At 61.6% G+C, this 24888-nt stretch carries 19 protein-coding genes, 1 pseudogene and 1 riboswitch; of the genes and pseudogenes, 12 read left to right on the plus strand and 8 right to left on the minus strand.

Going from position 1 to position 24888, the window contains the following annotated elements; genetic code table 11:
* Positions 1 to 1848, minus strand: a complete 1848-nt coding sequence (locus D2V04_RS09950) for a glycoside hydrolase family 36 protein (RefSeq protein WP_228766357.1) — start codon at positions 1846 to 1848, stop codon at positions 1 to 3.
* A 388-nt stretch (positions 1849 to 2236) separates the two neighbouring features.
* On the opposite strand from D2V04_RS09950, the gene D2V04_RS09955 reads away from it, so the two are divergent.
* Positions 2237 to 3385: an amidohydrolase family protein gene (locus D2V04_RS09955; protein ID WP_228766358.1), complete on the plus strand. Its 1149-nt coding sequence runs from the start codon at positions 2237 to 2239 to the stop codon at positions 3383 to 3385.
* Here the strand turns inward: D2V04_RS09955 and agaR are convergent.
* Complete coding sequence (agaR, locus tag D2V04_RS09960; protein ID WP_119513518.1) at positions 3373 to 4152, minus strand: transcriptional repressor AgaR; 780 nt, start codon at positions 4150 to 4152, stop codon at positions 3373 to 3375. The two genes, D2V04_RS09955 and agaR, sit on opposite strands and share 13 nt — an antisense overlap.
* Before the next feature lie 103 nt (positions 4153 to 4255).
* Here agaR and D2V04_RS09965 point away from each other — a divergent pair, with 103 nt between their 5' ends.
* The 3 genes from D2V04_RS09965 (at position 4256) to D2V04_RS09975 (ending at position 9446) form a co-directional block, all read left to right on the plus strand.
* Positions 4256 to 7285, plus strand: a complete 3030-nt coding sequence (locus tag D2V04_RS09965; protein ID WP_228766359.1) for a TonB-dependent receptor — start codon at positions 4256 to 4258, stop codon at positions 7283 to 7285.
* 76 nt (positions 7286 to 7361) lie between these two features.
* Positions 7362 to 7910, plus strand: a complete 549-nt coding sequence (locus D2V04_RS09970; protein ID WP_119513519.1) for a hypothetical protein — start codon at positions 7362 to 7364, stop codon at positions 7908 to 7910.
* A gap of 258 nt (positions 7911 to 8168) precedes the next feature.
* Positions 8169 to 9446 carry a cation:proton antiporter gene (locus tag D2V04_RS09975; RefSeq protein ID WP_119513520.1) on the plus strand — a complete coding sequence of 426 codons (1278 nt, stop codon included), beginning with the start codon at positions 8169 to 8171 and terminating at the stop codon, positions 9444 to 9446.
* A 47-nt stretch (positions 9447 to 9493) separates the two neighbouring features.
* Here D2V04_RS09975 and alkB read toward each other — a convergent pair whose 3' ends face one another.
* The 3 genes from alkB to D2V04_RS09990 form a co-directional block, all read right to left on the minus strand.
* Positions 9494 to 10147, minus strand: coding sequence for a DNA oxidative demethylase AlkB (gene alkB, locus D2V04_RS09980; protein WP_119513521.1), 654 nt, complete (start codon positions 10145 to 10147; stop codon positions 9494 to 9496).
* The gene (locus tag D2V04_RS09985) at positions 10137 to 10847 is read right to left on the minus strand and encodes a 2OG-Fe(II) oxygenase (protein ID WP_119513522.1); all 711 of its coding nucleotides are present in this window, start codon (positions 10845 to 10847) and stop codon (positions 10137 to 10139) included. The genes alkB and D2V04_RS09985 overlap by 11 nt, the downstream gene beginning before the upstream one ends.
* A 173-nt stretch (positions 10848 to 11020) precedes the next feature.
* Positions 11021 to 11932: a LysR family transcriptional regulator gene (locus D2V04_RS09990; protein WP_119513523.1), complete on the minus strand. Its 912-nt coding sequence runs from the start codon at positions 11930 to 11932 to the stop codon at positions 11021 to 11023.
* Between the two features lie 119 nt (positions 11933 to 12051).
* Between D2V04_RS09990 and D2V04_RS09995 the strand changes: the two genes are divergently transcribed.
* From D2V04_RS09995 to D2V04_RS10020, 6 genes and pseudogenes are all read left to right on the plus strand, one after another.
* A complete protein-coding gene (locus D2V04_RS09995) occupies positions 12052 to 12381 on the plus strand; it encodes a nuclear transport factor 2 family protein (RefSeq protein ID WP_119513524.1) in 330 nt (109 codons plus the stop codon).
* Positions 12378 to 13157, plus strand: a complete 780-nt coding sequence (locus D2V04_RS10000) for an SDR family oxidoreductase (protein WP_119513525.1) — start codon at positions 12378 to 12380, stop codon at positions 13155 to 13157. The genes D2V04_RS09995 and D2V04_RS10000 overlap by 4 nt, the downstream gene beginning before the upstream one ends.
* Positions 13158 to 13174: 17 nt before the next feature.
* Positions 13175 to 13732: a DNA-3-methyladenine glycosylase I gene (locus D2V04_RS10005; protein ID WP_119513598.1), complete on the plus strand. Its 558-nt coding sequence runs from the start codon at positions 13175 to 13177 to the stop codon at positions 13730 to 13732.
* A 256-nt stretch (positions 13733 to 13988) separates the two neighbouring features.
* Positions 13989 to 14339, plus strand: a pseudogene (locus D2V04_RS10010) (YciI family protein); the annotation flags it as partial.
* Between the two features lie 128 nt (positions 14340 to 14467).
* Positions 14468 to 15727 (plus strand): RNA polymerase sigma factor, encoded by a 1260-nt coding sequence (locus D2V04_RS10015; protein WP_119513600.1) that lies wholly within the window; start codon positions 14468 to 14470, stop codon positions 15725 to 15727.
* 228 nt (positions 15728 to 15955) lie between these two features.
* A complete protein-coding gene (locus D2V04_RS10020) occupies positions 15956 to 18415 on the plus strand; it encodes a TonB-dependent receptor plug domain-containing protein (RefSeq protein WP_182849728.1) in 2460 nt (819 codons plus the stop codon).
* Positions 18416 to 18641: 226 nt separating this feature from the next.
* Here the strand turns inward: D2V04_RS10020 and D2V04_RS10025 are convergent, their stop codons facing one another.
* The 3 genes from D2V04_RS10025 to D2V04_RS10035 form a co-directional block, all read right to left on the minus strand.
* On the minus strand, positions 18642 to 19157 hold the full coding sequence (locus tag D2V04_RS10025; RefSeq protein ID WP_119513527.1) for a hypothetical protein: 516 nt from the start codon (positions 19155 to 19157) through the stop codon (positions 18642 to 18644).
* A gap of 78 nt (positions 19158 to 19235) precedes the next feature.
* Positions 19236 to 19826 (minus strand): TetR/AcrR family transcriptional regulator, encoded by a 591-nt coding sequence (locus tag D2V04_RS10030; protein ID WP_119513528.1) that lies wholly within the window; start codon positions 19824 to 19826, stop codon positions 19236 to 19238.
* A 189-nt stretch (positions 19827 to 20015) separates the two neighbouring features.
* Positions 20016 to 21341 (minus strand): MFS transporter, encoded by a 1326-nt coding sequence (locus tag D2V04_RS10035; protein WP_228766361.1) that lies wholly within the window; start codon positions 21339 to 21341, stop codon positions 20016 to 20018.
* Positions 21342 to 21415: 74 nt separating this feature from the next.
* A riboswitch (cobalamin riboswitch) is annotated at positions 21416 to 21608 on the plus strand.
* A gap of 106 nt (positions 21609 to 21714) precedes the next feature.
* Between D2V04_RS10035 and metE the strand changes: the two genes are divergently transcribed.
* The gene (gene metE / locus D2V04_RS10040) at positions 21715 to 24027 is read left to right on the plus strand and encodes a 5-methyltetrahydropteroyltriglutamate--homocysteine S-methyltransferase (RefSeq protein WP_324186870.1); all 2313 of its coding nucleotides are present in this window, start codon (positions 21715 to 21717) and stop codon (positions 24025 to 24027) included.
* Positions 24028 to 24034: 7 nt separating this feature from the next.
* Positions 24035 to 24817: an acyl-CoA thioesterase gene (locus tag D2V04_RS10045; protein ID WP_228766362.1), complete on the plus strand. Its 783-nt coding sequence runs from the start codon at positions 24035 to 24037 to the stop codon at positions 24815 to 24817.
* The last annotated feature ends 71 nt before the right edge of the window (positions 24818 to 24888 follow it).

Genomic DNA, 24888 nt, shown 5'->3' on the forward strand with positions numbered 1-24888 from the left:
TTAAGCCCCGACCCGTTCGGCCTGAAGGATCAGGTGCTTCTTGAACGTCACGGCCAGGTTCGGAGTGGCCGCATCGACGGTGCCTATAACCTTGCCGCTTGCGATATTCGTCACGCGGTGACGTCCGGCAGCAAGGCCGCGCAATTCCACAGGGCCGGAATACTCGTCTGCGTAGAAGGCGAAGTAGCACCGGCCGTTCTGGTCGATGGCATGCGTCTCGGGCCGATCGAAACCGATATCGTACAGTTCGCCGCGATAGGTGCCGCGTGCCAGATCGTGCTCCTGGTACAGGCTGATCCACTTACGCCAATGGCGCTCCTTGTCGGGCGTCAGGACATATCCGCCAGGCGGCAGTTCGCCGCTGGGATTGTTGGTGTCGCGCGGCCAGGTGAACTTGGTTGATACCACGCCGCCGATGCCCACGGCGGAAGCGAAGTCGGTGCCCCCGTCGCTCAACTCGACGTGATCGCCGGAGTAGGGCGCCGACCGGCCCATCAGCGCCTTGGTCGTCTTGCCCTTGGTCCGGATTTGCCAGGAGGACAGCGGATCGGACGCAGGCACCTGGTTCATGTACGGCAACGAATGGAACGCGAAGGACGTGCCGCAGGGGCAGAATTCCAGGATCGCGTCCGGATTGATGGACGTCGCCGCCTCGTGAACTGCCTGCCAGAAAGCGGGCAGCTTTTCGCTGGCTTCCTCGGGATAGGCGTGGTTGTGCGCCGGATTGTGGCACGGCGGAACACCGTTCAAATGCTGCCCGTCAAGCTTCAGGCCTTCATATCCCCACTCGCCGATAATCTTGCGCACCAGCGCGGTGCAATGATCGATGGTAGGCTGGTAGGCGGGGCACAGCGTGAATGCGTTCCACCATGTCACGTCGTTGACCGCGCCGTTCTCGTCCAGCAGCAGCATGTCGGCGTGGTCGTGCAGCAGGTCGGTGCCGGGGTCGACGGCCAATGGTGCGAGCCAGAGGCGGGGGCGCAGGCCAGCGCCCCTGATTTGGTCGACGAATTCGATCATGTCGGCATCGCCGCGTGGGAACTTCTCCGGGTCCAGATACCAGTCGCCCTCTGCGGTCTGCCAGCCGTCGTCGAGCACCGCCCATTCGATGCCGAGCTCCTTCACCTTGGGAAGCGTGCCAACGACCTGGGCGGTGTTGAAATTGCGCTCGTAGCCCCACGCGCACCACATCGCTTCATAGGCGGAAGCAGGCACAAAGGCATCTGTCAGTCCGCGCGCGGCCATTATCTCGCGATAAGCGGCCAGTGGAGCGAAACAATCGCCGGTGTGCGCAGCGACGAAGGTCGTAAGTGTTGCGACCTCCGACCCTGGGAGCAACTCAAACGGCTGGTCGCTTTCAAGCGCGATGCTCGTTTCGCTGCCAGTGCTTGTCACAGGCAGCGCGACCAGTTCCGGCGTCAGCTCGAGATGTCCGACAGCCAGGCCGGCATCGGGTCGCCAGATATCGACCACGGGCGTGCCCCCGCCATAATCGGAGGCATTCATGCCCATGTAGTTGCGCTGCTCGAAACCCGCGGGCGCAGGCTGGATCCAATCGCGCCTGTCCGCGTGGGACGAACCAGCAAAAGTCCATAATCCACGCGGGCCGCGCGTCAGGCTATGGGCGGCATTGCGCCAGCCGCGCAGCGACACCGGATCGCGTCCGATGTTGCGATAAATGGCGACGATGGCCGCAATACCGGGGCGGTCGGGGTCGAAGGTAAATTCGACCGTCTTCTCGATGCCGTCTGCGCTGACGCCTGTGGCGCTGTGCGTCTTGCCGGACAGGCCTGCGACCTTCGATGCACCCTGACCCTGGTCGGTCAGTAGGAACGGAGCGAGCGCCACCCCCTTGGCAGGCAGCAGCGTCTCGCTGTCCGAAAAGCTGGTCAGGGCGCGTCCGCCGACAACGAGACGGGTGCGCATGGCGCTGTCGATCTCGATGGTCAGGGCATCGTTGCCGAAGCGGTTTGCGACTGGCGCGGCGAAGACCGGAGGGGCTGCGATCGCTCCGGCCGCGAGCACCGCAGAAGTGCCGCTCATGAGATACAGTACCTGCCGACGTCGCAAACCCGTTTTCCGAACCATTCCTCGCCTCCAAGCGCTCAACTCGCCGGACGACCCCGCCCGGATTTTCCCATTGCTCTTCGCTGAGACAGATGTAACATAATGAAATCGGACGCAAGGCTATACTTTCATTTTCATTCGAGCAGGAGACGAGATGAGGAACCCGGACTTGAAGCAACCGCTGTTGCTCGCCGCTCTGTCGATTACGCTGGCCGGTTGCGCGCCGGCTGCGAACGGCCCTTCCGCGGCCCTTTCGGGGCCGGATATTCCCTATACCCAAGCCGATTTTGGTCGCATCCCCAAGATAGATGCCCATGTGCACGCCAACATGTACGACCCGTCGTTTTTGGCCTTGGTGCGGGACAACGGCTTCCAGGTGCTGTCGATCAACGTCGATTATCCCGACTTCCCCTCGCTCGACGGCCAAGCCGAAGTGGCGCACCGGTACTTTGCGGAAGATGCTGGGCTTTTCCAATTCACCACCACGTTTTCGATGGACGGGTTCGAGACCGCCGGATGGTCCTCCCGAACCAACGCCCATATCGACCGGGAACTGGCCGCTGGCGCAATCGGCGTGAAGGTTTGGAAGAACATCGGCATGGTCGAACGCAACCGGGAGGGAGAGTTGGTCATGCTGGACGATCCCGGCTTCGATACCGTCATGGCGCATATCGAGCAGCGCGGCGTGCCGCTGATCGCCCACCAGGCGGAGCCCTACAATTGCTGGCTGCCGCTGGACCAGATGACCACCGAAAACGATCGCCTGTATTTTCAGGCGCACCCCGAATATCACATGTACCTGCACCCCGAGATGCCGAGCTACCGGCAACTGATGGATGCGCGCGACCGCTTCGTGGAGGCTCATCCCGGCCTGACGCTGATAGGTGCGCATCTCGGTAGTATCGAGTGGAGCGTCGACGAACTGGCGACCTTCCTCGATGCCCATCCCAACGCGGTCGTCGACATGGCCGCGAGGATGAGCAATCTGCAGTATCAATCGAACCGCGACCGTGATCGAGTGCGCGACTTTCTGATTAAATATCAGGACCGCGTGCTGTACGCGACCGACCTGACGCTCAGCCCGCTTTCGGATGCGGCGAAGGCTCAGAATCCACCGATCGATCCCGGAGCAGACTTCGCCCAGGCGGCCGAGGAGGTGTGGCGGTCAGATTGGACCTATCTCGCCACTCCGGAAAGCCAGTATGTCGATACGCTCAAAGCGGATACGCCCGGACTTGCGCTGCCGCGCTCGGTCATCCGCAAGATCTATTATGAAAATGCGCTGCGGGTCTTCCCGGCCTTCGCTCAGGCTTCGTAGAGCTCGAATCCGACGGTCTTGGCTGCATCGCGGATGTAGTCGGGCGCGTCGGTGTCGGTCACCAGGGCGGAGATTTCGCTGACGTCGATGATCCTGTGCAGGCATGTGCGTCCAAATTTCGAGCTGTCGGTAACCGCGATGACGGAGCGCGCCCGGCTCACCATCTTGCGGTTGAGCATCGCTTCGGGCTCGTAATGCGTGGTGATGCCGCGCTGCAGGTCGAAGCCGTCGACCCCCAGGAACAGCTTGTCGACGTGCAGCGCATCCAGCGCGTCGACGGTCTGGCCGCCGTAGAACGCCATGTTGCGCCGGCGCATCTGCCCGCCCAGCATTACCGCGACGATATGCTCCTTGCGCGCCAGTATGGACAGCACGTTGAAGTCGTTCGTAACGACGGTGATGTCTTCGAGATCGGGCAGGTGCGATGCGATCGCCATTGCCGTGGTGCCGGAATCGAGGACGATGGAATCGCCTGCCACGACCATTTCGGCGGCGCGCTTCCCGATCCGCCGCTTCTCCTCGACGTTGATTACCTGCTTCGCCTCGACGGCGGGTTCGTTGCCGTTGCTAATGACATCGGTCGAAATTGCACCGCCATACGACCGTTCCGCCAGCCCTCGCTCACACAGGAAATCCAGATCCTTGCGAATCGTCTGGGAGGACACATCGAACTGTCGCGACAGCTCCGCCACCTGGATGCTGCCGAGGTCCTTGAGCATGGCGATCATCTTCTGCCGCCGACCGCTGGTGTCTCGTAATTTGGTCATTGTGTCCCGTGATTCAGTCTGAATGCCGATTGTAAGAGTTGGCGGTATCTTTCGCAATACAGCATGATTTCGCACCATTCAGGAAACGCACGATAATGGTGCCTTGCTCACCGAGATGACCAGCGTGGGCCTAGGAGTCACGACGATAAACTACCATTATATTGTGCTTGCGTTCCAAAAATTAGCTGCTTACGATGCAAAACGAAACATATTGAGGGTGAGGGCCCTCGTTTCACGTAAAAAGACGCTGTTTGCGGACGGCGGAACGCTGCCGCAGGCGGTCGAAGCCTGGCAGTTTCAGGGAGGGTTTCAGATGAAAGCGTGTCGCCAGTTTCGTGCCATAGCCGTCGCAGGTTGCAGCGTCGCGGCCCTTGTTTCCACAAATCCTTTGGCTGCCCAGGACATCTCGCCGGACGAGGAGCAGGCTGTTGATGCCGAGACATCGTCGGACACCATCGTGGTCCGCGGCGTTCGGGGAAGTATCGCTCGTTCGGTCGATCTGAAGAAGAATGCGTCGACGGTGCAGGATTCCATCAGCGCCCTGGAACTCGGCGTTTTCCCGGACGACAACGTCGCTGACTCGCTCGCGCATATCACCGGTGTCGCCATCAGCCGCACTGCCGGAGGCGAAGGCCAGTATGTCAGCGTCCGCGGCCTGGGTCCGGAATACACGCTGACCACCTTCAACGGTCGCACCCTTGCCACCGACGGCGCCAGCCGCGATTTTGCCTACGACGTTCTGCCGTCCGACGTGATCAGCGGTGCGGACGTCATTAAGGGGGCGGAGGCTTCCCTAACGGAAGGCGCGATCGGCGGCTTGGTCAACCTGCGCTCCGCCAGCCCCTTCGACAAGATCGGCCTCAACGGCGTGGTGCGCCTGCAGGGCGACTACAATCTGATGTCCGAATATGCGGGCGTGAAGTTCTCCGGCGTGCTCAGCGACACTTTCGCCAACGACACCATCGGCGTGATGCTGGGTGTGGTCCTGGAACGACGCAAGGACCGCACCGACGTTGCAGGTAACGACGGCGGCTGGACGCGGAACGCCGATCCGACCGACGAAAGCTGGTTGTGGGGCAATGCCTGGGGCGGCAGCATCGACCCCAATGGCAACGGAACGCTCGACCCAGACGAATACGGCTTGATCGGGCTGGGCCAGTTCCGCGTCGGTTCGATCCTGGAAGAAAAGCGTCGCCAGGCGTTCACCGCCAAGGTTGAATGGCGTCCTACGGACAGCTTCACCCTCACTCTCGACGGCATCAAGACGAAGCTGGATTCGCCGCAGGTCGGCTTTCAGCAGTCCTACTACACGCTGTTCGCCCCCGGCCGCTGGTCGACCATGGAAATCCAGGACGGCATCGTCACCAGCTTCGACATGAACAATCCCGATCCGGAGCTGGCCCTGAATCCGGAACTGCTCAACCAGACTTCCTACCGCGTGGTGGATACCGACCTGTACGGCGCCAATGCCCGCTGGGAGGTGACTGAAAATCTGACGCTGGTGGCCGACCTATACCGCTCCAGTTCCTCGCGATATTCGGGCGGGCAGGACAGTTACGTCGTGCTGCGCATGAACCAGCCCAACACCGCTAGCTTCATGCTCAACGGTTCCGCGGTGCCCGATGTCCGGGTCACCTTCAACGACGGGCGCGATCTGGTCAGCGGGCTCGCCGACGGTACATTCGGTCCGGCGGACTTCAACACACACTATTTCTCGCTGGCGGGCGACAATATCGACGACACCATTACCGGTGCGTCCTTTGCCGGCGACTGGTCGGTCGATAACGGAACGTTGAAATCGATTCTGTTCGGGGTCACCTACAACAGCCGTGAAAAGGCGCGCGAACTGGTTAACAACTCTCTTACCGGGGGCGCCGACTATTATTCTGGCTTCAACGCCATCAACGTCGCGGACCTGGGCGGCAACGTCATTTCGCGTAGCTTGTCACTGCCAAATTTCATGAGCGGAGTGGACGCCACATTCCCGCGATCTTTTCTGTCCTTCGACATCCCGGGCTACCTTGCCGCGCTGGAACAGTATGACGGCACTCCGCGTCCCAGCGGCGGAACTTACGATTTCTCGGCAGCCGCCCCGGTGTGGAACCCGCTGCAAAGCTACCGCGTCACGGAAGACACGCTGGCGGCGTATTTCCAGGCCAACCTTTCGGGCGCGGGCTGGAGCGGTAACGTAGGTTTGCGCATAGTAAATACGAAGACCACCGCACAGGCGTGGGATGCGCAGATCCTCAACATCATCGCCAACGGGCCGTTCAACTACACCGCTGTCTACGACGATCCCTCCGAGATCACCCAGGACAGCGAATATACCTATCTCCTGCCCTCGGCTAATCTGAGCATCAACCTGATCGACGACCTTCGCTTGCGTCTCAGCGCCGCCCGCACGATGGCGCGTCCTTCGGTGCAGACCCTCGCCCCGACCAACACGACCGAGAGTGTCTCGTGGGGCGAATTTACACAGGTCTATAGCGGAAACGCGGACCTGAAACCCTATCAGGCCGACCAGTTCGACGTCTCGCTTGAATGGTACTTCGCTCCGAGCTCAATCTTCAACATTGCCGGCTTCTACAAGCATATCAAGAACCAGATCACGACCAGCTGGGAGCCCGGCGTCGATATCGGCGTGCCCGGCTACCTGTTCAACATTATCCGTCCAATCAACGGCGACTATGCCAAAGTGAAGGGTATCGAAGTCGGCCTGCAGCATCTGTTCGATAACGGCTTCGGTGTCCGCGGGCAATTCACCCGCAACTGGTCGAAGAGCTATGTCGGCGATCAAGTCCGGCCGCTGGAGGGGATCGCGCCGTCCGTCTACTCGCTCAGCCTGCTATACGAGAAGGGCCCGCTGTCGATAGCCTTCACGGCCGACCACACGGACAGCTTCACCACCGCGATCAACGTGCTTGGCGAAGGGTATAACGAAGAGGCCGATGCCATCACCTGGGTGACGGCCCACATATCCTACGACATCACCGACCGGATCACCATCGCACTCGACGGACAGAACCTCTTGGACTCCGAACAGACATACAGCCTGAACGGCAATCCGCTGCTATCCCAAGGGTACTACCGGTACGGCCGTTCGGTGAAACTGAGTGCGAGCTATCGTTTTTGAACGGGGCAGCAGTCAAGATGGCAACGGCTGCATATCGTCGATATACGCTACAGCGCGGCGAATCTGGAGGCCGAGATTGCGTCAGGATGCCGATCTGCCGGACGAAATCGACATTACCAAAGCAGCCGATGTCGATTGGGTGAAGGCCCGCGCCGATCCTGCGATCTGGCACGAGGCAGCAATTGCTGCGCTTGCCTATGTGGGCGATGAGCATGGCTTTCTCACATGGCTCGTGCAGCAGCCGCAAATGGACAGGGCGACGGCCGGGTGGATACTGCTCGCGTCGCCATTTCGCGAATTCCTGACCGGTAATCGCGCTTCCATGTTCGCGATGGGCATAGCGATCCCTGAGCTGATCGAAATCCTGACAGCCCTGTGTGAGCGAAGCGACCGCGTCGGATTTTTGAACGACCGGCTTGGGTTGGAGCACCAGTACGAAGAAATGCGACAAACTTGCATGGCGATCATAGACAACGGCGAACTCGACCGGCGCGTCAGGGCGCCGACCGCGATTGTCGGCACGCCATTTGCAGCACCCCGCGAAGATATGCCCTATTCGGTGCATGATGGCATGCTGATCAGCACCCAGTTCTTTAAACGAACCCTGCCGCACTTGTTTGATTAGAGCGTCATGGCGCGGCGTCATGAATGGATGGTAGGTTCGGACGGCCAGAATTTGGCTTGAGAATGACGACCATGTCGGCGGCTGCTAACGGAATCATTGGTTCGCAGATGTCAGCTTTCCCAATTCTTGGGCCCGAACGGAACGGGCAGAAGCGGCCCAATTACCGCGTTCGGTCAAACAGGTTCGGACCGGCCAATTGTTCTCTCCGCGCCTGCAAGGCGGTATGATTAAGACTCCTTGGGGGCTATCCTCTGCCAGATGCATGAGAGCGCCGCCTCATTGAGCCCATTCGATCTCGCCGCGATGCTGGTGGTCGCCTCCGCCTTGCTTGGCTGGTTCAATCATCATTTCGTGCGCCTGCCGCACGTGGTCGGCTTAACCGTGATGGGTGCACTGGCATCGGTAGGGCTGCTGATCGCCGATGCCTTTATCCCGGGCATTACACTGGATGATACTGTCGCACGCCTGCTGGGAGAGATGAATTTCACCACGACATTGCTGGAAGGCATGCTCAGCTTTCTGCTCTTTGCCGGGGCGCTTCATGTCGATCTGGAGCGATTGCGTGCCGGATGGCTACCGGTGCTGCTGCTCTCAACGGTGGGGGTCATTATCTCTACCTTGCTGGTCGGGGCCGCGATGTGGGGGATCGGCTATCTGCTGGCACTGCCGATTGCGCCTATCTGGTACTTCGTCTTCGGTGCCCTGATCGCGCCCACCGATCCGGTCTCGGTGTTGGGTGTGCTCAAGGAGGAAAAAGTCGAGCGAGGCTTGCAGGCCACTGTGGCGGGCGAGAGTCTGTTCAACGACGGAGTCGGCATTGTTGTCTTCACGATCCTGCTGGGTGCAGCAGTCACGGGGCAGGATTTCTCGCTGGCAGAGGGCGTGCGGCTGTTCGCGCTGGAGGCTGGCGGCGGCATGCTGGTGGGTTTGTTGGTCGGCTTTCTCGGCTTCCACGCGATGCGCTCCATGGACGAATATGCTCTGGAAGTGACGATAACGCTGGCGGTGGTGATGGGCGGCTACGCGCTTTGTACGGCGCTCCACATCTCCGGCCCGCTGGCAATGGCGGTGGCCGGGCTGCTGATCGGCAATCACGGCGTAACTTATGCCATGAGCGACGTGACTCGCGACTATGTGGTGAAGTTCTGGGAAGTCGTCGACGAATTGCTGAATTCGGTGCTGTTCTTGCTGATCGGGCTCGAGATGATCGCACTCGTGCCCGGCGTGCCGCATGCATTGCTGGGGGTGGCGGCAATTCCGGTCACGCTTGCGGCGCGCGCTGCGGCACTGAAGCTGTTGGCCGGATTGCTGCCGGCCTCCCGCAAGCACGGGCCGGCCGCCTTCGGCATCCTGTGGTGGGGAGGGCTGCGCGGCGGAATCTCGATCGCACTTGCCCTTTCGTTGCCTGAGGGGCTGACCCGAGACCTGCTGCTCGCCGCCACCTTCGCCGCCGTCCTGTTCAGCGTTCTGGTCCAACGGGCAACACTAGGGAGCGTAATCGCGCGAAGCGCCACTCCTTCCCCTGACGTTGCCTAAAGCGCGCACTGATGTGAGTCGGTGCAGCCTTCTGCGACGCTCCGTGGTTACGTGGCTCGGAAAGTCAGATTGAACCGCAGTTCGCCCGTATCATCGTGATTGCTTTTGGCGATCGTATCGACGCCATGAAACGTCATCCGTGCAGGGCCTCCCCAAACTACAACATCGCCGTGATGAAGCGCGTGGCGGCGGATTCTATCGCTGCGCCTCTGACCTCCCCAAAGGAAGATTGCCGGCACCCCGAGCGATACCGAGACGATCGGCGCATCAAGGTTAGCCTCGTTTCGATCTTGATGAAGTGTGAGGCGCGTGCCCGGCGCGTAGCGATTGATGAGACAGGCGTCAGGCGCAAAGCTGCCGTAACCCGCCACCTCTGCGGCGCGGCGCGCCAGAGCCGAAAACAATGGGGGCATCGATGGCCAGGTTCTTCCCGACAACGGGTCACGGTCCGTATAGCGGTATCCGCGGCGGTCGCTGACCCAACCGGCGCTGCCGCAATTCGTCATGGCCACCGACATGCGCCTTCCGCCCGGCGTCTCGAGGTGACGAAACGAGGCTTGATCAGCGATCTCCCTTATCATGGAGAGGAGGACCGGCGTCTCGTGCAGGGCGAAGCCGCCCAGCAACCACGCGCCACAATCCAGCGGTACTCGTTTGCGAGCCCCGGCAAACAGATCGGAGACGGCGCCATCAGGTTGCATCGTGGAATATGATCCCGAGGCTATGGCGCAGACCATGACGCACGGTGCTGACACCATGCCGGATTTTTACCCGGTAGTCGCCTTTGCTTCCCGCTATCGGCCGCGCATTGACGGCGAATACCACCGCGTCGCCCTGCGTGAGCGGCAGGACTTCGACCCGGGACTGCATGCGTGGCCGCTGTTCGGTCACAACGAATTCTCCGCCTGAGAATTCAGTTGCAGGGTCCGACAGTAGAATGGCCATTTGCAGAGGGAACACGTGCTCGCCGTAGAGATCCTGGTGAAGACAATTGAAGTCTCCTGAACCGTAGCGAAGCAGGAGCGGTGTCGGCCTTAGCTGTCCTGCCGTATGGCAGCGTTTCAGAAAACCCTCATGGTCGAGGGGGAAGCGTACGTCGATATGCATGCGCTCGTGCCAACGATTGGCGATGGGGGCGAGGTAGGGGTAGAAGCCTCTCCGCAGCTCTGCGACGAGCGGTGGCAGCGGGTACGAAAAGTACCGGTATTCCCCCTTGCCAAAGCCATGCCGGGCCATGTGCACCTGGCTGCGAAAGTGCCCGACGCTTGAGTACAGCGAGGCTATTGCCTGACATTCATGGGACGTGAGGAGACTCGGCACACGGGCCCAACCCTGCGCGTCCAGGCTCTCCGCAAGGCCAGCGTAGTCGCACGTCGCGATGCGGTGTTTGATTGTTTCCATGGCAGCAGCAATAGGTAGAGACCCTCGGTGCTACATCCCGCATCTTGCGCTTGAACTGCGGCATCCAGCGTTGATCTTTATGCGTTGGCGACAATGCGAGGTCGCAATCTGAATGGAAGGCAGCTTTTGAGTATCACGAACGGGTCGTCGAACGGCCGCTTTGTCGGTGACAGCTACTTCCTCCCGCTGGATTCTTTCGAGAACCTACGCGCGAGATCGATGAAGGCCTTAAACGCGGCGGAGGGATGTCGGCTGCCCGGATAGTAGAGTGCCAAGGGGGCGAGTTGCGGGGTCCAGTCTTCGAGCACCATCTCCAGCTGCCCCGCTTCGAGATCGTCGCGCACGTCGGATTCCATGACATAACCGATGCCCGCGCCTTCCAGCAGGGCGATGCGTGAAAGGCTCGCCTCGTCGAGCGTGATCGGGCCGGCGACGTCGATCTGCGCCGGCTGACCGTTCTTCTCGAACTGCCAGCGATATGGAGCGCCGTTGGGAAGCCGTATCCGCAGGCATGCATGGTGCAGGAGATCCGGTGGCACCAGCGGTTTGCCGTGCGTCTGAAAATACGCCGGCGAGCCCACCACCACATTTCTTCGGGCCGGACCCAATGGCACGGCGATCATATCACTCGGCACCAGATCCCGGGACCTAACGCCGAAGTCGAACCCCTCGGCGACGACGTCGACAAGCCTGCCTTCGGTGACCAGATCGATGTTGACTTGAGGATAGAGCTTCAGGAAATTCAGGATGAGCGGGGACAGGATTTCGCGTGCCGCCGTCGCGAAGGCGTTGATGCGTAGCGTGCCCGACGGAATCTCCTGCTGCGAGCGTGCCGCGTTCATCGCATCGTGGATGTCCTGCAGCGCTGGCCCAATCCGTTCGACGAAGTCTCGTCCGGCATCCGTCAACGAAACGCTGCGGGTGGTCCGATTGAACAGGCGTACGCCGAGTTGCCGCTCCAGTTTGCCGACCGCGTTACTGAGCGCGGTGGTCGACATCTCGAGATCAAGTGCCGCGGCACGGAACGACCGTCGTCGGGCGATCGCGAGAACCGCATCGAGTTCGACCAGCCTTTGCCTCATCATTGTCCCTCAAATCGTGACGTTTCATCCAACTTTGTCCCGATTATCGGCGAGTTCGTCCATAGCTAAATTGGGCCAAGCCGCGAACGACCAGTCCGGTCATTCGCCAAAGGAGATGAGCGATGGCTATCGAGCTACCCAAACCAATTGCTGGCTACTTCGAAGCGGACAAACGCCCGAGCGCTGAGGCAATCACCGCATGCTTTACTCCGGCGGCTGTCGTCAGGGACGAGGGGCACACCTATGCAGGGCGCAACGCGATCCGCCGGTGGAAGGATCAGTCCTCGGCAAAGTACAACTACGCCGCGGAGCCATTCTCGATCGCTGACGAAGATGGGCGGATCGTCGTTGCCTGCCACTTGGTCGGTGACTTCCCCGGCAGTCCCGTCGACTTGCGCTACTTCTTTGTCCTCAATGGCGAAAAGATCGCCGAACTGGAGATCGTCTCGTGATCCCGTTCGTCACACTTGCAGGCAAGCGCGCGCTGATCACCTCCGGCACCCGCGGAGCGGGAGCCGCCACGGTGGCCTTGTTCGAGGAACTGGGCGCCCGTGTCCTGACGACGGCCCGGACCAAGCCCGAAAGTCTGGCGGCCTCGAAGTTCGTCGCCGCCGATCTTATGCGGGCCGAAGATGGCGCAGTCTTGGCCGAAGCCGTGCGTGAACGGTTGGGCGGTGCCGATATCATCATCCACATGTTGGGCGGCTCGTCGTCGCAGGCGGGAGGCTATGCCGCCCTGAGTGACGCGCAATGGCAGCAGGAGCTCGCTCTCAACCTGATGCCCGCGGTACGCCTCGATCGAGAGCTCGTTCCCGAGATGGTGGCACGTGGCAGCGGCGTCGTGATCCACGTGAGTTCCATCCAGCGCGCGTTACCGCTACCCGAGGCAACGACGGCTTACGCTGCCGCCAAAGCGGCGCTGTCGACCTACAGCAAGAGCCTCTCCAAGGAAGTTGCGCCGAAGGGCGTGCGTGTAGCTAGCGTCGCGCCGGGCTGGATCGAAACTGAGGCGTCGGTAGATCTGGCGAAGCGATTGGCGGCTGAGCACGGTGCCGATATCGAGGAAGGCAAGCGGATGATCATGGACTCGCTCGGCGGCATCCCGATCGGCAGGCCTTCGAAACCGGAGGAGGTGGCGAGCCTGATCGCGTTTCTAGCGTCTGACCGGGCCGGCACGATCACCGGCGCCGAATATGTGATCGACGGCGGTACCATTCCGACTGTTTGATGAAGGTCTGCGAGATGATGAAAGAGCACCCGCGATGCGCATGGGCCGAGGGCGACGCCTTGATGGCCTCCTATCATGACCAGGAATGGGGTGTGCCGCAGCATGACTCGCGCATGCTGTGGGAGATGTTGATGCTCGAGGGATTTCAGGCCGGCCTGGCCTGGATCATTGTTCTCAGAAAGCGGGAAGCATTCCGCAGAGCGTTCGCCGGGTTCGATCCGGCGATTGTGGCCAGCTTTGGCGAGAAGGATGTCGTGCGGTTGATGACTAACCCGGATATCATCCGCGCCCAGGCCAAGATCCGGGCCATGATCGCAGGCGCGCGGATCTATTGCGACATGGCCGCGGGCGGCGAGAGCTTTGCCGACTTCTGCTGGTCATTTACCGATGGCAAGCGGATCCAGGGCAGCGGCCGAGAATGGATCGCCAACTCGCCATTGTCGGAGAAGATCTCGAAGGAGATGAAGCACCGAGGGTTCAAGTTTGTCGGGCCGACGATCGTGTATGCTTGGATGCAGGCGGTCGGCATCGTCAACGATCACGCAACCGACTGTTTCCGTCGCAGCGAAGTCTGAACGGACGGCAGGCCTCAAGAAACTCTATCGGCTGTTTAAGGCGAGGGACGGTAGCGACGTTCCCCATTTTGCCCCCAGTCGATCCGGAACGCCGACATTGCAACGTCGCAGCACCATCGCGAGCCCTGACCTGAAGCGGTCAGTCGGGTCGCACTTATCGATGGAAAAAAAGTGGCCAACGCTGTCGATTTCCGGAAACCTCGTTCGTCGTTTCGATGCCAGGCTGATGAGGCTGGCTCAAACAAGGAGACAGATGATGCGTGTGGTGGTGTTCGTGAAAGCGACCGAGGACAGTGAGCAGGGGGCGTTGCCCTCTGCAGAGCTGATCGAGGCGATGGGCAAGTACAACGAGGAACTGATCAATGCCGGTATCATGGTCGGCGGCGACGGGCTCAAGCCGTCCTCGCAAGGCAAGCGGATCGCGTTCGACGGTCCAGGTCGGACGGTGATCGACGGTCCATTCGCCGAGACGCGCGAACTGGTCGCCGGCTTCTGGATCTGGGAGGTTAAGGACATGGACGAGGCACTGGCCTGGGCCAAGCGCTGCCCAAATCCGATGCCGGGGCCAAGCGAGCTCGAACTGCGCCCGGTGGTCTCGATGGAGGACTTCGCCGAAACCATGACGCCGGAAGGGGCCGAGATCCATGCCCGCAACGAGCAGCGGCTCGCCGGCCAGTAACCGCTCGTTTCGCCGCCTCGCTTGCCTCCCTCGCGCCTTTGGCGGAAGAAGGCAGCATGGCGGCGGACGAGACCCACCGGGCGATCGAGGCGGTCTATCGGATCGAGCGACCTAGGCTCATTGCGGGCCTGGCTCGCATGATGCGGGACGTCGACGAGGCCGAGGAGCTGGCGCAGGAGGCCTTGCTGATCGCGCTGTCCGAATGGCCGAAGAGCGGCGTTCCGCATAATCCGGGGGCTTGGCTGATGACAGCGGCCAAGCGGCGCGCGATCGACGGCATCCGCCGTGACCGGATGCAGGAGCGCAAGCACGCCGAGATCGCCCGCGAGCTCGACAATGCTCGCGACACCAGTGTCGAGGAACTCGAGGCGGCGATGGACGACGATCTCGGCGACGAGCTGCTCGGCCTGATCTTCACCGCCTGTCATCCGGCGATCTCCCCCGAAGCGCGTGCGGCGTTGACGCTGCGGCTGATCGGCGGCCTCACGACCGGGGAGATCGCGCGTGCCTTCCTCTCGCGTGAACCGACGATCGCCCAGCGCATCGTTCGGGCGAAGAAGACGATCGGTAAGGCCGGCCTTGCCTTCGAGGTGCCGCGCGGAAGCGATCGGACGGCACGGCTCGCGTCAGTGCTCGAGGTGATCTACCTGATCTTCAACGAAGGTTATGCGGCGACCACGGGCGACGATCTCGTTCGTCCGGCACTCTGCACTGAAGCGCAGCGGCTCGGGCGCATCCTCGCAGGCCTGATGCCGCACGAACCGGAGGTACTCGGCCTACTCGCGCTGATGGAATTGCAGGCTTCGCGGCTGTCCGCCCGCACTGGGCCCGACGGCGCGTTCACACCGCTCACCAAGCAGAACCGTGCGCGCTGGGATCAACTGCTGATCCGCCGCGGTCTCGATGCGCTAGGCCGAGCCGAAGCGCTCGGCGGAGCGAACGGCCCTTACGCGCTGCAGGCTGCGCTTGCTGCGTGCCACGCACGGGCTCGTCGGGCGGAAGACACCGACTGGCGCCGCATCGCCGAGCTCTACGACCGGTTGCGAACGACAATGCCCTCGCCAGTGGTCGAACTGAATCGTGCCGTCGCCCATAGTATGGCCTTCGGACCCGAGGCAGGGCTGAGGCTGGTGGACGAGATCGCTGACGCTGCTGCACTGCGGAACTACGCGCCTTTGCCAGCGGCGAGGGCGGATTTTCTGTTTCGCGCTGGCCGCATGGCCGAGGCCCGGTCCGAGTTCGAGACCGCTGCCGGGCTTACCCGCAACATGCGTGAGAAAGCCTTCCTTCTTGCCCGTGCCGCCGCCTGTTCCTGATCGGGAGAGGGTAAGGCACATCCGCAAAGGAGTAGAACCCAGCAATTCGCTGGCGAGGGTTGCAATGTTGCACTGCGGTGCCGGCAGATATAAAAACCAGGAGGCATCATTAGGCATCAAGCGGGCTTCCCGGGCTAACCTCTCAGTTCCGTATTCGGTTATCGGTTGACATTCCGCAACGTAGCACCTCAAAGTTATGATGTTACATATCATTTTTGGGGGTTCACGTTGCTGCATTCATTCTCGCGACAAGCTGTCGTTCTTTCCCTGGCCAGCGCGTTGCCGTTTCCCGCCCATGCGCAGGAAGCCCCCGAGGATGGAGATAGGGGTAGCGCACCCAGAGAAGAGACGCGGACAGACACACGTGATGAAAGCAGCTCATCAGGTGAGATTGTCGTCACCGGCTCGCTGATCCGGGGGCTGCCGAAGGAGTATGTCGCCAGTCCGGTCTTCACTTACGGGAAGGCCGATATCGTCCAGTCCGGTGCAGGCTCGCTCTCGGAATATATGCTGACCATCCCTCAGAACTTTACGGGCGATCTCAGCGATTTTGGCACCTCCGCAGCGCAGATCGGTTCAACTCTCGGCAGAGGGACCACCTATAATCAGTATGATGCCTTTGCCGGATTTGCCCTGCGCGGGCTAGCCTCGGACGCGACGCTGACGCTGCTCAACGGCCGCCGCATGGCTTCGGTCGGCATGGTCGAAGCTTCTACCGTTTCTGTCATTCCCTCTGCTCTGATCGAACGCATCGATATCATCTCCGATGGCGCATCGGCCACCTACGGCGCCGACGCGGTGGCAGGGGTCGTCAATATCGTCACACGCAAACCGGAGGACGGTGTGGAACTGCGCGTGCGGGGTTCGACGGCGACAGAGACCGGGGCGAAAAACTGGGAGGCCAGCGCACTGGCCGGTCATTCATGGGGTAGCGGCCATGTCTATGGCATGACGATGTACCAGCGCCGCGACGCCTTCATCGAAGACCCGATCATGGTGTCGGATACGCCGCTTCAGATCACGCAGCTTCCCAATGAAACCGTCACCGGCTTCTATGGCGGGCTGGAACAGGATTTTGGCGATTTCACCTTCTCGGTCGATGCGTCCCGGTTTCAGCGCGATCGCGACGCGGTGATCCGTTATATCGACGAACCGGAAGACAACCGTTTCTACGACACCCGCACGACCGGATATTCGGTTTACGGCAATCTGCACTGGCAGGGCGCGGGGAGCACCTCGGTCGACCTCAATGTCGACTACGGGCGCAACAAGACCGGCAGCAAGCTGCACTATGGTCTGCCGCCATTTGATGATCCCTGGACGAGCTATCAGCACACGAACAGCTTGTTCGTGGCGGAGCTGCGCGGCCAGACCGCGCTATTCAATCTTCCCGGCGGGGCTGCGATTGCTGCAGGCGGGGCGCAGTATCGCAAGGAGACGATACGCACCGACGCGGCGATCTTCTTCCACCTCGATGGCGGCGAGCGGGAGATCAAATCTCTCTTCGGCGAGATCAATCTGCCGCTGGTCGGACCGTCGCAGGACATTCCTTTCGTTCGTTCGCTCAGTGTCACCGGCGCGCTGCGTTATGAGGACCTGGGCTTCGATGATGCGCTGGCGCCCAAGATCGGCGCGCGTTGGCAGATCAACGATGCGATCGCCTTGCGCGGGACCTATGCCCGCTCGTTCCTTGTGCCGCGCTTGCGCGACACGATCGGCATTGCCGAGCAGGTGTCGTTCTGGAGCCATCCCTATACCTTCCTCGATCCGGCCGACCAGAACCCGGCCCTGCCGGACGGGAATGCGCTGATGATGTTTCGCGCCGGTGCCAATCCGGACCTCAAGACGCAGAATGCCGACACCTTTACGATCGGTACGGACCTGACGCCCGCTTTCGCTCCAGGGCTGACGCTCAAGGCCGGCTATTACAGCATCCGGATTTCCGGCCGTGTCGTCACGCCGGATCAGAATGACAGCGCCACACTCCCCGATCTTCAGGCCTTCAACGTTGCCAATCCCAGCCCCGAACTGGTCCGGAGCATCGTCACCAATCCCACGGTATTTCGCTGGTTCGCCACGGGCATTCCCTTTGTGAACGATGGCGGCACAGTAATTTATAGCAGCGCGAGCCAGATTCCCGACGAGCTGCTCTCACAAGTTCAGGCCATCGCCGACATCCGGCCCCAGAACTTCGCCGTCGAGAAGACCGATGGTCTCGACTTCGAGCTGAGCTATCAAGCACCTTTGCTGGACGGAAGGGCCAGCATGCATATGACTGGACAATATATCCTGAACCTGGATCTCACGGCGAGCGACGGACAGGCTGTTTCCCGGCTCGACGGCTATGCGCAGCCATCCGATCTGCGGCTCAACGGTACGTTCATCTGGGGGAGGGAGGGCTTCTCCATCGGCAGCGTCGTCAATTATGTCGATGGCTTTACGGACAATCGTCCGGGGGAACAGCTCCGCAAGATTGGCTCCTACACCACCGCATCGCTGTTCTTCGGTTTCGATCTTGAACGGCTGACGAACAGCTCAAGGCTGGCCAACAGCGAGATGCAGCTGGTCATCGCCAATCTGTTCGATACAAGGCCGCCACGCATTGTCGGTAGCGTGCTGGGGTACGATCCCTACAACACGCCGCCCACCCCCCGCACGATTGGCCTGATGCTCACCAAAAGTTTCTGAAGCTAATTCGTACGATTGGTTCTGTCCGCATCTCACAGGACGGAGGGCAGCTTTCGGCGCGCTCAAGCGTGTTCGAGCAACAGTAATGTCGGCAAAGTGAGCATTTCTCTGCTTCCGGTGTTGGTCTACGGCAGGGTAGCGTGACCGTCCGCTCCGGGCTGTCCAAGGGATGCGACAGCAACCGGTTTGTCGGCGGAACGAGAAGGCCGGACCACTATCGTCCCGACTATCGGATATTCGTTTTGCCCGGCCCGGTTTCCAGCGCGAGCCGGTCTAGCCGGCGCAAATGGATAAGCTGCGCGGTCAAGCCGATGACGAGGATGGCCAAGAGCGTAACCTGCGATCCGAGGAGTAGCGGCGCTTTTGGATCGGTAACAAGCGGATGGCCGTCCGGGACCCGGCGCAAAGTTTCGGTTACGGTGGGCACCATCAGTAGGAATGCGGTCAGGCTGAGGAAGACAGTTTCGAGATACCGGCCCGCGCGGCCCAGGATCGAAACTCGCCCGACGCCATAGCCCGCGAGAAGCAGTAGGAGAGTGGCCGCACCGATGCCATAACTCACCGGCTGGCGCGCAACGACGAACGCCGTGACTGCGCCGATCAGCATCGAAATGAAATAGAGCGTGCCAGCGGTCGACCGCGGCACGATCCGTCCGTGGCGGGCAAACATATAAACGGCCAGTGGAATGGCGGGAAGGCTGCCGAGCGTATGAACCCAGCCGAGCGGGGAAATTCCGAACATATAACTCTTTCTGTCTACTAGTAGGTAGGTGCATGAGGTAAATATCTATAGGCGGATTGCATCTACGGTGGTCTGAGATCAGGCGGCCATCGCCGGGGCCAGTCGTTCTATCAGTGGATCCGTCACGAGACCGAACATGGCCGGATCGCCATAGGCCCGCGCCGAGAGCATTGCGCCATGAACGGTCGCCATGAATGCTTCGGCTTCACCGTGGGGAGTTGTCGTCAAATGAACCTTGCCGAGGCGCACACCGCGATCGAGGACGGATGTCAGCCAAGCTGACAGGAACCGGAAATGCGCCCGCACCTCGAGCCCTACCTCTTCGGGGAGAGCAGGGATCTCGGTCGCCAACAGCGCGCAAATGCAGAATGGCGCGCTGGCGCTTGTGATGCAGGATCGCCAATAGCCGACATAGAACCGAAGCTGATCGAGCGGGTCAGGGGACTGACGTTCGAGATAGGCCATTCCCGCTTCAGCTTCCTCGCGATACTGTGCGACCAGCACACGAACCAGATCGGCCTTGGTGGGGAAGTGGTGATGGATGCTCGCCTTGCGGATTCCCACTACCTTCGCGATGTCGGCATAACTGAAGCCATTATAGCCGCCCTCAACGATGAGTGAGCGCGCGCATGCCAGGATGGCCTCGGAAGTGGACGTCGGTTTGCTCACACCAGTTGCCTACCTTCTAGTAGGTATATCGTCAAGCGCCGTGCATTTTCAGAAGGCCGATGGCATGACCCGTGCGGCCGATCAGGAGGTGAACATACCGCCGATATCGACGGATTTTTGGGTTGCCATCTGGGTTCGAAATGACCGCGACTGGTGCCGCAGTGGACTGAAGGTGCCGACCGGCAATAGCTACGCAGCTTTTCGTTTGCGTATTCGCGATGCTGCAGAGGTAAGGACAGCGCAAGCCGCCAGGCACCAAATCCCCATCCAGATCATTTGCACGGGCAAGTCGATGCCCCTATCGATGAGCGCACCCGAAATTCCCGGCCCGAGAGCCGTTGCAAAAACCATCGCAGAAACGGTGATCGCCCGAATTCCTCCCAGGTTCGCAGTCCCGTAAACTTCGGGCCAAAGGGCGCCGAGCAGCGTCTGCGTGAACCCATTGCTTACGCCCAGCAGCAGCATGAAAAGGTAGATGCCCCACGCTGGCGTCACGAGGCCGCCGGCGATCGAGGCGAGCGCCAGCGGAAGGAGAAAGAAGGGAAGAATGCGAAGCGCGCCGAAGCGGTCGATCAGATAGCCGCAGACAAAGCCGAAGAATACCGTTGTCACCGCCATGACAGGAAAGGCGGAGGCAAACACGAGCGGATCATATCCACGAAGTTCGACGAGATAGCCTTGGTGAAAGAAGATCGTCGTCCCGATGAACGGCGGCGCCAGCGTTCCCGCGAGCAATATATAGAGAACCGGATCCCGGAGTACCTCGGCGCGCGTCCAATCTTTCGCTCGATGGGACTGGGGCTGAGGCGCCATCGTCGTGACTGGCGCCCGCTCGACACGTAGCAGCCCGACGAGCATCGGCCACGCGACAATCGCCAGCAACAGTGCCGATGCCAGCCATACGTCGCGCCATCCGACCAGCGCAGCAAGCCACACGGCGACGACCGGCAGAACGGCGTTCCCGACTTGGAAACCGGGCGTAATAATGGCCATCGCACGGCCGCGGTTGGCCTCGAACCACCTCCCCACTTCCGTGAAGGCGATCTCCGTCATCATGCCCTGACCGAACAGGCGCAGCATGAAGAGCGCAATGGTAAGGCCGACAATTCCCTGGACGGTGCCGATCAACAGGCATGCCAGCGTCAGAATGGGAATGGTGAACGCCGCCACCTTCCAACCGGATATGAGGTCGAGCGTTCGCCCGAGCCAAGGGAGGCTCGCTGCACTCAGCAGCGTCGCGACCATGTAGATAGCGCCAAAACCGCCCGCAGTGAGGCCGAAATCCCGCCGCAGGTCGTTGCCGAACAGACCGATGAAGAAGGTTTGGCCAAACGAAGAGAATAGCGTCAGTAGGAAGCCGGCGCCTAACCAGCGGCGGTTCTCCCGTATGAACGCTAGCTCGGTACCCAGTGTCATCGCGCGTCCCTGTGGCGTATCGGTGCGGAAATTGGAACAAGGCAGGCGTCCTTCCGGCACATCGTGCTGAAATTTCAACTCCAAGCGCGTCTCGTGCATTCCCCAACATAGCGATATAAAGATGTCTTTATATCCGACTTGACTTCGAGGAGCAGACCTCCGAGTAAGCGCATGTCGAGGTTCTCCGCGGCGGCCTCTGCCGTCCCGGAGCTAAGACGGGAAGCCGGTGCGATGCCGGCGCTGCCCCCGCAACTGTAAGCGGCGAGCGGACAGTCGAGATATGTCACTGGCGGGTATCCGCCGGGAAGGCCTGACTGTCTGCTTTGACCCGCGAGCCAGGAGACCTGCCTCCGACGCGATAACGTCCACCGGCGGGGTGCCCGGTCTGGTCGCTTGCATGACGCGCGGCTGGGCTTCCCGCAGCGTGTCCGGCGTGCGTGCCCGATCGGTCCCCCGTCCTCATCGGGGTTCTATGAAGATGACCGTCACCGTTGCTACACTTGGATTTCCGCGTATCGGCCCGCGCCGCGAACTCAAGTTCGCGCTCGAGAAGTTCTGGGCCGGGACGATGACCCGGATGGAACTCGAAAAGACCGCCGCCGACCTGCGTAGAGCCAACTGGGCCCGCCAGGACGAGCTCGGCGCAGACTGGCTGCCCTCCAACGATTTCTCGCTCTACGACCACGTGCTCGACACCAGCGTCATGCTCGGGGCCATTCCGGCACGCTATGGTGGCGAGAGAATGGATCCTGCCGATCTCGAAACCTATTTCGCGATGGCGAGAGGCGCGGCCGGCACTGGCGATTGCTGCGGCAACGCACCCGCGAACGTCACCGCCGGCGAAATGACCAAATGGTTCGACACCAACTACCACTTCATCGTGCCGGAGATCGAATCGGGCTGCACACTTCGGCTCGGTCACTTCAAGCCGCTCGAGGAATACCGCGAAGCCCGGGCGCAAGGTTTCGAAACGCGCCCGGTGCTGCTCGGTCCCATCACTTGGCTCAGCCTCGCGAAGGGACGCGGAGTCGATCCGTTCGACCTCCTCGACGATGTCCTCGGCCACTATGCGACCCTCCTCCGCCTGTTCGCGCAGGCGGGCGCCGCATGGGTGCAGATCGACGAGCCGATCCTTGCCACGGATCTGTCCGAACGCCAGCGGCGCGCCTTCACTCGCGCTTATGCCAAACTGGCAGGCGCCGGTCCGAAGCTGATGCTGACGACCTACTTTGGTGGCCTGGGCGATAATCTCGGACTGACCGCATCGCTTCCGGTCGCCGGGCTCCATATCGATCTCGTCCGCGCGCCCGATCAACTTGGCGCGGTGGTCGAATCAGTGCCGGAAGACCGCCTTTTATCGCTGGGCGTCGTCGATGGGCGCAACGTGTGGCGGACCGATATCGCAAGCCTGATTGATCGGCTCGCTCCACTTGCGGCGGAGCGCGATCTCGTACTCGCGCCCTCATGTTCATTGCTCCACGTGCCGGTCGATCTCGCTCTCGAGACGAGACTGGACGAAGAAGTGAGGCAGTGGCTCGCGTTCGCAGTGCAGAAGATCGAGGAACTCGATCTGCTCAAGCGTGTGCTGAACCATGGCCGCGAAGTGGTGCCCGAGGAACTCGAGGTGGCCGAAAAAGCGCTCGCGTCTCGCCATCTGTCGGCGCGCATCCATGATCCGGCGGTGGGTGTGCGTGTCGCGGGGCTTACGCCCGCGATGCGAGAGCGTGGCGCGAGTTATGTGGAACGCGCTCGAGTGCAGGCCGATGTGCTTGCGTTACCGGCCTTCCCGACCACCACCATCGGTTCGTTCCCGCAGACGCGGGAGGTGCGCAAGGCGCGCGCGGAGTACAAGCGCGGCGCAATGGATGAGGCGGCCTACGGCGCCTTCCTGCGCGCCGAGACGGAACGGGCGATCCGCTGGCAGGAGGAGGTGGGACTCGATCTGCTCGTGCATGGCGAATTCGAGCGCAACGACATGGTGCAGTACTTCGGTGAGAAACTCGCCGGCTTCGCCTTCACCGTCAGCGGCTGGGTGCAGAGCTACGGATCGCGCTGCGTGCGTCCGCCGATCCTCTACGGCGACGTATCGCGGTCCGCGCCGATGACGGTCGACTGGTGGCGCTATGCGCAGGATCTGACTGACAAACCGGTCAAGGGCATGCTCACGGGGCCGGTGACAATCCTCAACTGGAGCTTCGTCCGCGACGACCAACCGCGCGATGAGACCTGTCGCCAGATAGCGCTCGCCATTCGTGACGAGGTGCTCGACCTCGAAGGCGCCGGATGCAAGGCGATCCAGATCGACGAGGCGGCGCTGCGCGAAGGGCTGCCGCTGCGTCGGCGCGACTGGCAGTCTTACCTCGATTGGGCGGTCGATTGCTTCCGCCTTGCCGCAGCAGGCGTCGGGAACGGGACCCAGATCCACACCCACATGTGCTATTCGGAATTCAACGACATTCTGCCCTCGATCGGGAAGATGGACGCCGACGTGATCTCGATCGAGACCGCACGCTCGCAGATGGAACTGCTCGAAGCCTTCGCGCAGTACCGCTATCCCGGCGCGATCGGGCCCGGAGTCTACGACATCCACTCGGCCCGCGTGCCTGACGAGGATGAGATGGTCGCTCTTATGCGCCTGGCGCAGACGCATCTGCGTCCCGAGCAGCTGTGGGTCAATCCGGACTGCGGGCTCAAGACGCGGGCCTGGAAAGAGGTGAAGCCGGCAATCGCGTCGATGGTTGGGGCGGCGCGGAAGCTGCGTTCGAAAGCGCAAGTGGGAGCCTGATGTGTTGGTGACGATTCAAGACCCGAGCGAGAGGGTGGGGCCGGCGGTTCAGCTCATCGACATCGTATTCCCGGGCGACGCCAATCATCACGGCACCTTGTTCGGGGGCGTCGCCCTCGCGCACATGGACAAAGTCGCGTTCCTGGCGGCGTCGCGACACGGCCGTGCGCCTTTCGTCACCGCCTCGTCGAAGAAGATCGACTTCGCCGCCCCCGCGTTCGAAGGCGAAATGGTCGAGGTCACCGGACGCGTGGTGCGCGTCGGCACGAGTTCGCTCGAGATCGAGGTAGAACTCATCGCCGAGGCGCCGGTATCGGGAGAGCGTCGCCTTTGCACCCGTGGACGCTTCACACTCGTGGCACGAAAGGGGCCGGACACCCTACTGCCGCTGCCGCCCCTCGCGCTGAACCCAACTGCCAAGCCTGAAGGCGTGCTGCGGCTCGCCGAAATGGTCTTCCCGGGCCAGACCAATCACTACGGCACCCTCTATGGCGGCGATGCGCTGCGGATGATGGGGAAAGCCGCGTTCATCGCCGCAACGCGCCGCGCACGGGCCGTGCTGGTCATGGCGTCCTCCGAGCGGATCGACTTCACCGCACCGATCGGCGAAGGCGACATGGTCGAGCTGGTGGCCGATGTGACGAAGACCGGTCGCAGTTCGATTCATGTGACCGTCGAGCTGTGGTCCGAGGCTCTTCTGAGCGGGGCCCGAAGACACGCCGCGACTGCGCGCTTCACCTTAGTCGCCGTCGACGCGGAGGGGAGGCCGACAGCAATTCAACTTGCCTGAGTGGCCAAGGACGGAAGGAGCAGGAAGGCGGTCGCCACGAGCCAGCGAGCCGCGTATCGTTATGGGCGCAG

This window comes from Pelagerythrobacter aerophilus, assembly GCF_003581645.1.
GTDB classification, from domain to species: domain Bacteria; phylum Pseudomonadota; class Alphaproteobacteria; order Sphingomonadales; family Sphingomonadaceae; genus Pelagerythrobacter; species Pelagerythrobacter aerophilus.

What these genes read in the sequence shown, in the direction of transcription:
- D2V04_RS09990 (WP_119513523.1), bottom strand. Translation starts at nt 11,932, where the DNA reads ATGATGAGGCAAAGGCTGGTCGAACTCGATGCGGTTCTCGCGATCGCC.
- D2V04_RS09985 (WP_119513522.1), bottom strand. Translation starts at nt 10,847, where the DNA reads ATGGAAACAATCAAACACCGCATCGCGACGTGCGACTACGCTGGCCTT.
- D2V04_RS10015 (WP_119513600.1), top strand. Translation starts at nt 14,468, where the DNA reads ATGGCGGCGGACGAGACCCACCGGGCGATCGAGGCGGTCTATCGGATC.
- D2V04_RS09975 (WP_119513520.1), top strand. Translation starts at nt 8,169, where the DNA reads ATGCATGAGAGCGCCGCCTCATTGAGCCCATTCGATCTCGCCGCGATG.
- D2V04_RS10035 (WP_228766361.1), bottom strand. Translation starts at nt 21,341, where the DNA reads ATGCACGAGACGCGCTTGGAGTTGAAATTTCAGCACGATGTGCCGGAA.
- alkB (WP_119513521.1), bottom strand. Translation starts at nt 10,147, where the DNA reads ATGCAACCTGATGGCGCCGTCTCCGATCTGTTTGCCGGGGCTCGCAAA.
- D2V04_RS10005 (WP_119513598.1), top strand. Translation starts at nt 13,175, where the DNA reads ATGAAAGAGCACCCGCGATGCGCATGGGCCGAGGGCGACGCCTTGATG.
- D2V04_RS10025 (WP_119513527.1), bottom strand. Translation starts at nt 19,157, where the DNA reads ATGTTCGGAATTTCCCCGCTCGGCTGGGTTCATACGCTCGGCAGCCTT.
- D2V04_RS09995 (WP_119513524.1), top strand. Translation starts at nt 12,052, where the DNA reads ATGGCTATCGAGCTACCCAAACCAATTGCTGGCTACTTCGAAGCGGAC.
- agaR (WP_119513518.1), bottom strand. Translation starts at nt 4,152, where the DNA reads ATGACCAAATTACGAGACACCAGCGGTCGGCGGCAGAAGATGATCGCC.
- metE (WP_324186870.1), top strand. Translation starts at nt 21,715, where the DNA reads ATGAAGATGACCGTCACCGTTGCTACACTTGGATTTCCGCGTATCGGC.